This is a genomic window from Thiorhodococcus mannitoliphagus (assembly GCF_010915725.1).
In the GTDB taxonomy this organism is placed as follows: Bacteria; Pseudomonadota; Gammaproteobacteria; order Chromatiales; family Chromatiaceae; genus Thiorhodococcus; species Thiorhodococcus mannitoliphagus.
This window is the reverse complement of the sequence record NZ_JAAIJR010000067.1, coordinates 21,600-30,269: the sequence shown is the minus strand read 5'-3', so window position 1 is coordinate 30,269 and position 8,670 is coordinate 21,600. Positions and strand designations below refer to the sequence as shown.

Below are 8,670 nucleotides of genomic sequence, written 5' to 3'. Positions count from 1 at the left end.
CGCCTGGCTGAAAGGATTTCGGGCGATTCGTACCCGTTATGTTTGCCAGTTGCAAAACTACTTGGCACTGATTCAGCTGGCTTGCGCAGAAATCTTATTCCGAAAACTCCAAGAAACCTAAAGGTAATGCAAATTCTGTTCCGGATATCCTCTTAGCCATCTTTGCGGTTCAACTGACTTCTTGAGGCCACCCAGTTGCGCCGAAAGCCCAGGCGGACATGCATTGCGGTAGTGAATTCTTATTATTTAGAAGCCATTCAGACATTGTATAATGGCGGCTTTGCCTGAACTGAGGCCGCTTTGGACGCAGCATCCCTGGAAGCGACATGACGAAGAAGCCCGATATCGATCCGCAAGAAACGCAGGAATGGCTCGATTCGCTCGAGGCCGTCCTTGAGAACGAAGGCGTCGAGCGCGCCCATTTCATCCTGGAGCGCCTGATCGACAAGGCCCGTCGCTCCGGCGCCTACTTGCCTTACAGCGCCAACACCGCCTATCTCAACACCATTCCGATGAACCAGGAAGAGCGCTTCCCGGGGGATCTCGCCATGGAGCGGCGCATCCGCTCCTTGGTGCGCTGGAATGCCATGGCAATGGTGGTTCAGGCCAATCGGCTGTCGGCCGAGCTTGGCGGACACATCTCCAGCTTCGCCTCCTCGGCGACCCTGATCGACGTCGCCTACAACCACTTCCTGCATGCGCGTGACAAGGACCACGGCGGCGACCTGGTCTTCTTTCAGGGTCATTCCGCGCCCGGCATCTATGCCCGTGCCTTCCTTGAGGGACGCATCAGCGAGGAGCAGCTCTACAATTTCCGCCAGGAGGTCGACGGCAATGGCCTCTCCTCCTACCCCCATCCCTGGCTCATGCCGGGCTTCTGGCAGTTCCCGACGGTCTCCATGGGGCTCGGCCCCCTGATGGCGATCTACCAGGCGCGCTTCATGAACTACCTGCGCGACCGCAGCCTGGTCAACACCGCTGGGCGCAAGGTCTGGGCCTTCCTCGGCGACGGTGAGATGGACGAACCCGAATCCCTAGGGGCTATTTCCCTGGCCGCGCGCGAGCACCTGGACAACCTGGTTTTCGTCGTCAACTGCAACCTCCAGCGCCTCGACGGCCCGGTGCGCGGCAACGGCAAGATCATTCAAGAGCTGGAGGCCGTCTTCCGCGGCGCCGGCTGGAATGTCATCAAGGTGGTATGGGGCCGCTACTGGGATCCCCTCCTCGCCCGCGACACTCAGGGTTCCCTGCTCAAACGCATGGAAGAGTGTGTCGACGGCGACTATCAGACCTATAAGGCCAAGGGCGGCGCCTACACCCGCGAGCACTTCTTCGGCAAGTACGCGGAGCTGAAGGAGATGGTCGCCAACATGACGGACGACGACATCTGGCGCCTCAACCGTGGCGGGCACGACCCCATCAAGGTCTTCAACGCCTACCTGTCCGCCATGGAGACCACGGACAAGCCCACCGTGATCCTGGCCAAGACGGTCAAGGGCTACGGCATGGGCAACGCCGGCGAGGGCATGAACATCACCCATTCGCAGAAGAAGATGGGAGAAGCCGCCCTCAAGACCTTCCGCGACCGCTTCAACATCCCCATCTCCGACGACCAGATCGGCGCCGCCCCCTTCTACAAGCCACCGGCGGACAGCGAGGAGATCAAGTATCTGCACCAAGCGCGCGAGCGCCTCGGTGGCTTCCTGCCCGCCCGCCGCGATGAAGCGCCCCCGCTGGAGGTACCCGGCCTCGACGCTTTCCAGGCCTTGCTCGAGGGCACCGGCGACAAGGAAATGTCGACCACCATGGCCTTCGTGCGTCTGCTGACCATGATCGTGCGCGACAAGAAGATCGGTCGCTATGTGGTGCCCATCGTGCCGGACGAGGCACGCACCTTCGGCATGGAGGGCATGTTCCGCCAGCTCGGCATCTATGCCTCCCAGGGCCAGCTCTACGAGCCGGTCGACGCCGATCAGGTCATGTACTACCGCGAGGACAAGAAGGGGCAGATCCTTCAGGAAGGCATCAACGAGGCGGGCGCCATGTCGTCCTGGATCGCTGCGGCCACGGCCTATGCCAATCATGGCCAAAGCATGATCCCCTTCTACATCTACTATTCGATGTTCGGCTTCCAGCGCATCGGCGATCTGGCCTGGGCTGCGGGCGACATGCGCGCGCGCGGCTTCCTTATCGGCGGCACCGCCGGGCGCACCACGCTCGCGGGCGAGGGCCTGCAGCACCAGGACGGCCATAGCCCCCTGCTGGCGGCGACCATCCCCAACTGCGTCACCTATGACCCCGCCTACGCCTACGAGATGGCGGTCATCATTCAGGACGGCCTGCGACGCATGTATCAGGAGCAGGAGAACCGCTTCTACTACATCACCGCGATGAACGAGAACTACGCCCAGCCGCCACTGCCGGAGGGCAGCGAGGAAGGCATCCTCAAGGGCATGTACCGCGTCCGCCGCGGCGAGGAGCGCAGTCACCGCGTCCAGCTGCTCGGCGCCGGCACCATTTTGCGCGAAGTCTTGGCGGCCGCCGAGCTGCTAGAGAAGGACTTCGACGTGGGCTCGGCGGTCTGGAGCATCACCAGCTTCAACGAGCTACGCCGCGAGGGCATCGAGGTCGAGCGCTGGAATCTGCTACACCCCGAGCACGAGCAGCGCACCACCTACGTCGAAGAGCAGCTGGCGAGATCGCGCGGCCCGGTGGTGGCGGCGACCGACTACATGCGCGCCTACGCAGACCAGATTCGCCCCTATGTCCCGCACCGCTACGTCGTGCTCGGCACCGACGGCTTCGGCCGCAGCGACATGCGCAGTCAGCTGCGGAAGTTCTTCGAGGTCAACCGCTTCTACGTTGCCATTGCCGCACTCAAGGCGTTGGCGGACGAGGGCGAGATCCCAACGTCGATGGTCTCTGAGGCCATTGCCAAGTACCGCGTCGACCCGGAAAAACCGCATCCGGTCACGGTGTAAGGCAGCGGGACAATAGGCTTAGGAGGACATCGCGTGGCAACCGTCGAAGAGATTCTATTGCCCGACATCGGAGACTTCTCCGATGTCGAGATCATCGAGATCCTGGTCGCCGAGGGCGACCAGGTGGACCCCGAGCAGTCGCTGCTCACCCTCGAAAGCGACAAGGCGACCATTGAGGTCCCGTCGCCCAAGGGCGGAACCGTCAAGACGCTCAACGTCAAGGTCGGCGACCGCGTGAGCGAGGGCGATTCCTTGCTCGCCTTGGAGACGGCCGAAGCGGGCACCGCTGCCGAAAGCACCAAGGGAAGCGACACCCCGGAACCGCCCGCCCCGCCGCCAGCCGAAAAGCCCCCGGCCGAGCGGCCGAAACACGCTGCTGCGCAGCGCGAGTCGGTCTCGGTCGTGCTGCCGGACGTTGGCGACTTCGCAGATATCCCGGTGGTCGAGATCCTGGTCGCGCCCGGTGATCGCGTGGAGGTCGAGCAGTCCCTGCTGACAGTGGAGAGCGACAAGGCGACCATGGAGATCCCGTCGCCACAGGCAGGGGTGGTCGAAGGCATCGCCGTCAAACTCGGCGACACACTGAACGCGGGGGATCTCATTCTCACCCTAAGCGCAGAGGGGACCACCGACACGGACACTGCGGTTGCGCCAGCCGCGCGCGAGGCGCCTCAGGCGGCAGCTCAAGCGCCCGTCGCTGAGAGGGCGGCCCAAGCGCCGGCGCGACGCGCCCCAGGGGAAGTCGAGCGGCGCCAAGCCCCGGTCCTCCCTCGGCCCGAAGACGTGGTGGCCATCGCCAAAGGGCGCAAGGCGCACGCCAGCCCGGCGGTCCGCCGCTTCGCGCGCGAACTGGGCGTCGACCTGGCTCGCGTCAAGGGCTCCGGCCGCAAGGGACGCGTTGTCAAAGACGACATCCAAGGCTATGTCAAACAGGCGCTCGCCCAGGGACAGCCGCGCAACGAAGGCGCGACCTCGGCCTTTCAGCTCCCCGCTGCACCAGACGTCGACTTCTCCAAGTTCGGCGCGATCGAAACGCAAGCGCTGCCGCGCATCCGCAAGATCAGCGGCCGTCACCTGCACCGCTGCTGGGTTGGGATTCCCCATGTGACCCAGTTCGACGAGGCCGACATCACCGAACTCGAGGCCTTCCGCAAGCAACAGAAGGAAGACGCCGCGAAACAGGGCGTCAAGCTGACCTTTTTGCCCTTCCTGCTAAAGGCCGTGGCTGCGGCCCTCAACCAGATGCCGGTGCTCAAGGCGTCACTGACGAGCGACGGCGAGCAGTTGGTCCACAAGCACTACACGCACATCGGCGTGGCCGTGGACACACCCAATGGACTGGTGGTGCCCGTGGTACGCGATGTCGACAAGAAGGGGCTCCACACCCTGGCCATGGAGTTGGTCGAGCTGAGCGACAAGGCGCGCGACGGCAAGCTCCTACCGGGAGACATGCAGGGCGGCTGTTTCTCCATCTCGAGCTTGGGGGGAATCGGCGGCACAGCCTTCACGCCGATCGTGAACGCGCCTGAGGTCGCGATCCTCGGGGTCTCCAGATCCGAGATGAAGCCAGTCTGGAACGGCAAGGAGTTCGCGCCGCGCCTCATGCTGCCGCTCTCGCTCTCTTACGACCATCGCGTCGTCGACGGCGCGGATGGCGCACGCTTCACCAGTCTGCTCCGTCGGCTCTTGGGCGACATCCGCACCCTTCTGCTCTAGCCAAGGGGCAGGCGCCGCGCACCCTGCGGCGCGCCCCAACCCTTTCGATGGCGCAAGCTCCAGCGAAAGGCTTCAACACCTTCGTCCTACGACAAGATTTATCCCACGACAAGAGGCCAGCTTTCTCGGCAAGCCTCGCGCATGCAGGCTGCGAACGTCCCAAAAGACACCGATGCCGGCTTCGCCTATCCCCGCCCGATCGTTTAGCATTGCGCTCAATCATCCGCAAACGATCCAGCGCCCCGCGCGGCGAAAGAGTAGCAGCACATCATGAGCAATATCATCGAGGTCAAGGTCCCGGATATCGGCGATTTCAAGGACGTGGAGGTCATCGAGATCCTGGTGTCCCCTGGCGACAACGTCGATAAGGAGGCCTCGCTCATCACGCTCGAGAGCGAAAAGGCGACCATGGAGATCCCGGCTCCGCAAGCTGGCACCGTCGCCGCGCTCAGCGTGAAGGTTGGCGACCGCGTCGCCCAAGGCGATGCCATCCTGAAGCTCGAGGTCGCGGAGGGCGCATCACTAGGCCAGCCCCAGCGTTCCGCAGAGGTCGAAACAACCGAAATAGTCACTGAGGTCGTGGTTCTCGGCGCCGGCCCCGGAGGCTATACGGCGGCCTTCCGGGCAGCAGATCTAGGCAAGAAGGTCGTGCTCATTGAGCGCTATGACAGCCTCGGCGGCGTTTGCCTCAACGTCGGCTGCATTCCGTCCAAGGCGTTGCTGCACACGGCGGCCATCATCGAGGAGGCCAAGACGCTCGGCAGCATGGGCGTCACCTTCGAGCCGCCCAAGATCGACCTCGACAAGATGCGCGCCGGCAAGAACAAGGTCGTGGCCAAGCTGACTGGCGGCCTGGCCGCACTCGCTAAGCAACGCAAGGTAGAGGTGGTTCAGGGCACCGGGCGCTTCGAGGCGCCCAATCGCCTTGGCGTCGAGACCAAAGACGGCCGTGTGCGCATCCAGTTCGACCACTGCATCATCGCCTGCGGCTCCTCCCCCATGAAGATCCCGGGCTTCCCGCACGAGGATCCCCGCGTCATGGACTCCACGGACGCACTGGAGATCGCGGATGTGCCGGAGCGCATGCTAATCGTCGGCGGCGGCATCATTGGGCTGGAGATGGCATCGGTTTACAGTGCGCTGGGAACCCGGATCGACGTCGTCGAACTCAAGAATCAGCTAATGCCGGGCGCGGATCTGGACCTGGTTCGCAGCCTTGAGAAGATCATCAAGAAGCGCTACGACAAGATCATGTTGGAAACCAAGGTCGCCAGCATGAGCGCCGGCAAGAAGGGCATCAAGGTCAGCTTCGAAGGCAAGCACCCGGGTGAGGAGACCTATGACAAAGTGCTCGTCGCCGTCGGCCGCTTGCCCAACGGCAAGCTGATCAATGCGGAAGCGGCCGACGTCAAGGTCGACAAGTGGGGATTCATCAAAGTGGACGACCACATGCGCACCAACGTACCCAATATCTTCGCCATCGGCGATGTGGTCGGCGGGCCCATGCTGGCGCACAAGGCGACGCACGAGGCCAAGGTCGCTGCCGAGGTCATCGCCGGGCTACCGGCCCAGTTCGATCCCCTGACCATCCCCTCCGTGGCCTACACTGACCCAGAAGTCGCCTGGATGGGCCTGACCGAGACCCAGGCGAAGGAAGACGGCATCGCCTATGAGAAAGGCGTCTTCCCTTGGGCCGCGAGCGGCCGCGCGCTGGGTATCCACCGCGACGAAGGCATGACCAAGCTGCTGTTCGATCCCGAGACCAAGCGCATCCTAGGAGCCGGCATCGTCGGACCCAATGCCGGCGAACTCATCGGCGAGGCGGTGCTGGCGTTGGAGATGGGGGCGGACATGGAAGACATCGGCCTCACCATACACCCGCACCCGACGCTCAACGAGACCATTGGTCTGGCGGCGGAGATGGCGCATGGGTCGATCACGGATTTGATGCCGCCCAAAAAACGCTGAGGCGGCGTTCAACCAGGAGAGGAGGATACGGCGATGCCGAACACGGCTGAGCAAGTCCATATCAGTCACCAGGACTATCTGGCCGGCGAGCTGGAGTCCCCGGTGAAGCATGAGTACCTGGCCGGACAAGTCTTCGCCATGGCCGGGGCGAGCGAGGCACATGCGACTATCGCTGGCAACCTCTTCGCCCTGCTTCGTCCGCATGTCCGAGGCACCCCTTGCCGCGTCTACATGGCCGACATGAAGGTGCGCGTCGATGCGGCGGACGCCTTCTACTACCCCGACGTCTTCGTGACCTGCAGCGCGGCCGATGCCGCCGAAACCTATGTCAAACGCGATCCGACGCTCATCGTCGAGGTCCTGTCCAACTCGACTGCCGCCTTCGACCACGGCAAGAAATTCGCCCACTATCGCCAACTCCCATCCTTGCGCGAATATGTCCTGGTCGACCCGGAACGCTTGTCGATCGACGTTTTCAGACGTAACGATAGGGATCAATGGGTCCTGTTTCCCTTCGGCACCGGACAGACCCTCGAACTCGCCTCCATCGGGTTCTCCGCCGAGTTCGAGGCCATTTACGAAGACGTGGATCTCGCCTGACAAGGCCGATCCTGCTAAAGGGTCAGCTCAACCAAAGAGTCAGCTCAACCAAAGAGTCAGCTCAACCGAGCTGCCGCACCGGCGCCGCATCGCGCAAAGATTGCGAACGACCTTGGAATTGGCTCAGACCGACTACAGGTCCAAACCGATGGTGCAAATTCAAGGGCTGGGAATTCGGCAGGCCTGCCGCTTGAGGTTGGCGCATCGGCTCAGCCAAGACATGGAGACTTCGTCATGCATGCACGCAATCTCATCATCGCCTTGCTGATCGGAGCAGCACCCGCTCCTCAGGCAGCTAGCTTCGACTGCGGCAAGGCAGCCACCTGGGTCGAAAAGGCCATCTGCCGTGATGCCGGGCTCAGCGCGCTAGACGAAACCATGGCGGAGCGCTTTCGCACGGCGCAAGAAAGCGCGGCCGATCCGACGGCCATGCTGACCGAGCAGCGCGCCTGGCTGAAGCGACGCAACGCCTGCCGCAATACCACCTGCCTTCACGAACGCTATGAGGCGCGCATCCAAAGCCTGAAGGCCAGCCTCGCGGGGACTTCAGACCCATCCACCCCTGAGGTGTCAGAGGGACGTATCACGGACTCCGGCCCCAGCCACTCCCTCTCCGTGCTCTATCCGGTCTTCGCGGATCCAGGGCTGGCCGAAGTCAATCGCGAGGTACGCCGCTTCGTCGACAGCCTCGTGCAGCCTTTCCGCGATGAACTGCCGAACCAGGCGCAGGCCGATGGCGATCTCGAAATGCCGCCCTGGTCGCTCCAGGTCACCTACGCCCCACCCTATATCGCCCCGCACTACATTGCGATCGATTTCAACGGCTACGACTTTCGCGGCGGCGCACACGGCATGCCGATCATCGCCCCTCTGGTGCTGAAGCGGCCAAGTGGGCAACGGCTTTCCTCCACGGATCTCTTTGTCCCAGGGAGCGACTGGCTGGGATTTCTCTCTGACTACTGCTATGACGCTCTCAAGGACCGCGACTTCGCCTCGGCGGATGACGACTGGCTCAGATCCGGCACGGCACCCAAGACCGAGAACTACCAGTGGCTCTTTCCTGGCCCCAAGGGTCTGACGGTGACCTTCCCGCCATACATGGTTGCCCCCTATGCGGCGGGTCCGCAGTCGGTTCTGATTCCCTACGCCCGCCTGTCTGGGCGGCTAAGTCCCGAGTTGTTCACCCCTTAGAAAGGGGCGCTGCAACCGAAGACGAGATCGACATCAACCGTCACGCCCTCGTCATCACGCAGCCCGAAGTTTCGGCTAGCCTCTAAGCCTCGACAGGCGACACAAAAGCCCAGAGCCATTGCGGCTCTCTAGGAGCCTGTCCGACTTGGGGGGATCGAAGCGAGGAAGTGGGAGAGCGAGGCCATTTCGTTCCGGTTTTGAGGCGCATAGTGGT

The 8,670-nt window shown here is 63.1% G+C and carries 5 protein-coding genes; all 5 read left to right on the top strand.

Annotation, left to right across the window (positions count from 1 at the left end):
- Positions 1-326: 326 nt before the first annotated feature.
- The gene (gene aceE / locus G3480_RS15825; protein ID WP_164654866.1) at positions 327-2,981 is read left to right on the top strand and encodes a pyruvate dehydrogenase (acetyl-transferring), homodimeric type; all 2,655 of its coding nucleotides are present in this window, start codon (positions 327-329) and stop codon (positions 2,979-2,981) included.
- 33 nt (positions 2,982-3,014) lie between these two features.
- Entirely contained in the window at positions 3,015-4,697 is a 1,683-nt protein-coding gene (gene aceF / locus G3480_RS15820) for a dihydrolipoyllysine-residue acetyltransferase (protein WP_164654865.1), read from the top strand.
- Positions 4,698-4,967: 270 nt separating this feature from the next.
- On the top strand, positions 4,968-6,665 hold the full coding sequence (gene lpdA, locus G3480_RS15815) for a dihydrolipoyl dehydrogenase (protein WP_164654864.1): 1,698 nt from the start codon (positions 4,968-4,970) through the stop codon (positions 6,663-6,665).
- A 33-nt stretch (positions 6,666-6,698) separates the two neighbouring features.
- Positions 6,699-7,265 (top strand): Uma2 family endonuclease, encoded by a 567-nt coding sequence (locus G3480_RS15810; RefSeq protein ID WP_164654863.1) that lies wholly within the window; start codon positions 6,699-6,701, stop codon positions 7,263-7,265.
- A gap of 234 nt (positions 7,266-7,499) precedes the next feature.
- Positions 7,500-8,456 carry a DUF3298 domain-containing protein gene (locus tag G3480_RS15805; RefSeq protein ID WP_164654862.1) on the top strand — a complete coding sequence of 319 codons (957 nt, stop codon included), beginning with the start codon at positions 7,500-7,502 and terminating at the stop codon, positions 8,454-8,456.
- The last annotated feature ends 214 nt before the right edge of the window (positions 8,457-8,670 follow it).

Bases quoted from the DNA above. Each gene is read 5' to 3' on its own strand.
- lpdA (WP_164654864.1), top strand. From the start codon at position 4,968: ATGAGCAATATCATCGAGGTCAAGGTCCCGGATATCGGCGATTTCAAG.
- aceE (WP_164654866.1), top strand. From the start codon at position 327: ATGACGAAGAAGCCCGATATCGATCCGCAAGAAACGCAGGAATGGCTC.
- G3480_RS15810 (WP_164654863.1), top strand. From the start codon at position 6,699: ATGCCGAACACGGCTGAGCAAGTCCATATCAGTCACCAGGACTATCTG.
- G3480_RS15805 (WP_164654862.1), top strand. From the start codon at position 7,500: ATGCATGCACGCAATCTCATCATCGCCTTGCTGATCGGAGCAGCACCC.